The 1548-nt window shown below is 43.3% G+C and carries 2 protein-coding genes; one reads left to right on the top strand and one right to left on the bottom strand.

Features of this window, described 5'->3' with window-relative positions; all coding sequences use genetic code 11:
• Positions 1-208 precede the first annotated feature (208 nt).
• Positions 209-424 (bottom strand): hypothetical protein, encoded by a 216-nt coding sequence (locus Q0340_RS02400; RefSeq protein WP_298082013.1) that lies wholly within the window; start codon positions 422-424, stop codon positions 209-211.
• 310 nt (positions 425-734) lie between these two features.
• Between Q0340_RS02400 and Q0340_RS02395 the strand changes: the two genes are divergently transcribed.
• Positions 735-1340: a DUF6803 family protein gene (locus Q0340_RS02395; RefSeq protein WP_298082012.1), complete on the top strand. Its 606-nt coding sequence runs from the start codon at positions 735-737 to the stop codon at positions 1338-1340.
• The last annotated feature ends 208 nt before the right edge of the window (positions 1341-1548 follow it).

Genomic DNA, 1548 nt, shown 5'->3' with positions numbered 1-1548 from the left:
AAATTTTAAAATTTCATCGAGCCAAGAGCAGCTCGATTGGTTGGCGGGCGCAGCTAAAAACAAGATAGATAAAATACATCAGCGCGTGAAGCGGGGCTAAATTTAAACTGCTGGCGAAATTTTAAAGCGCGGCCTAGACCGCTTACGGGCGCTCGATCTTGGCTTTAAAATAGTTAAATTTAGCGCTAGTGCTCGCAAGACGCTTCGGCTACCTGATTTTTGCGGTGCCGAAGCAAAGTCCGTTTTCGTTGCACTGCATATTTTCGATTTGCGGATCCTCGCTTTCGCCGCAAATTTGGATCATCTGATGCGACGCCTCGTCCATTTTGGGCTCGCTGCAATGCGAAACGCCTGGCTTTGGCTGCTCAGTGGAGCAGGCGCATACAAACAGCGCTGCGCAGGCAAATAAAATAGCATTTTTCATTTTAAATCCTTTTAAAAAATTTCGTAATTTTATCTTTGCAAAACTGAAATTTTGCGGAATTTAAAGCGTTTCGGATAAATTTAAAGCATCTGCTTTTGCAAATATAAATTTTCTAAATTTCACGTTAGATACGAAGAGGCGGCGTGTAAAGCGAGATAAATTTAATATTTGTGAGCGAGTTTTAAGACGCAGCCCAAATCGTTTTACGGAAAGATAAGATTAAAGGCGCACTTAATCTTATCTATCGTTTTAAAATTTTTTACCGAAAGCCGCTATAATTGCGCCCTTTAAACCAAAATAAGGAGAAAACATGGCAATGACGAATTACATGGAACTTTTGATGGCAAATCAGCCGTGGAATTTGATTTTATTTATGGCGGTGCCGATGGGCTTAGCAGAAGCGATAGTAGCGAGCGAATTTTTTAGCTTGTACCGCGCGAAGGAGGGCTCTTTGGCACTAAAAATCAATAAATGCCTTAGCATCATTCTCGGCGCTTATTTTACGATATTAATCATTTACGTAGCGGTTAAAATTTTGCCCGTCATTCATTTGCGTGGTGCTGCGGACGCCTTAGCTTTGGCGGCATACGTAGCGGCGGCGCTGCCTGCGCTGGTGCTGCTACTTTTGGAGCTCGGAGTTATCGCAAAAGGAGCGGAATTTAGAGCTAGGCTTAAATTTCATTTCTTGGCGCTGATTGTATTTTTGGTGCTAGGACACGTCGCGATGATTTTTGGAATGACCGATCCAGGTGTGAGTGGCATGGATCATTCTATGATGGATCATGGCTCGATGAGTGGGATGAGCCACGATATGGGTTCGATGGAGGGGATGGATCATTCGCATATGAATCATGGCTCGATGGAGAACATGGATCACGGCGGCATGGATCACTCAAAGATGGAGCATTCACATTAACTTTAGCTTGCCCGGCTTGGGCTAAATTTTAAAATTCTATCTCGCCGATAGCGCGGGGTTGATAAATACTTCATGATTTGATTGCCTTTCGTCTGCGAAATGCATATGCAAGCCCCTCTAAAATAGAAATTTTACTGCCTTTTATCTGTCGCCTACGAGGTGGTAAAATTTAATATCAAGCTTATCGCCCCGCCTTTTTATGTTCTTG

This window comes from uncultured Campylobacter sp. (genome assembly GCF_938045595.1).
Taxonomy (GTDB): domain Bacteria; phylum Campylobacterota; class Campylobacteria; order Campylobacterales; family Campylobacteraceae; genus Campylobacter_B.
This window is presented reverse-complemented; position numbering and strand designations above follow the sequence as displayed.

Bases quoted from the DNA above. Each gene is read 5' to 3' on its own strand.
- Q0340_RS02395 (WP_298082012.1), top strand. From the start codon at position 735: ATGGCAATGACGAATTACATGGAACTTTTGATGGCAAATCAGCCGTGG.
- Q0340_RS02400 (WP_298082013.1), bottom strand. From the start codon at position 424: ATGAAAAATGCTATTTTATTTGCCTGCGCAGCGCTGTTTGTATGCGCC.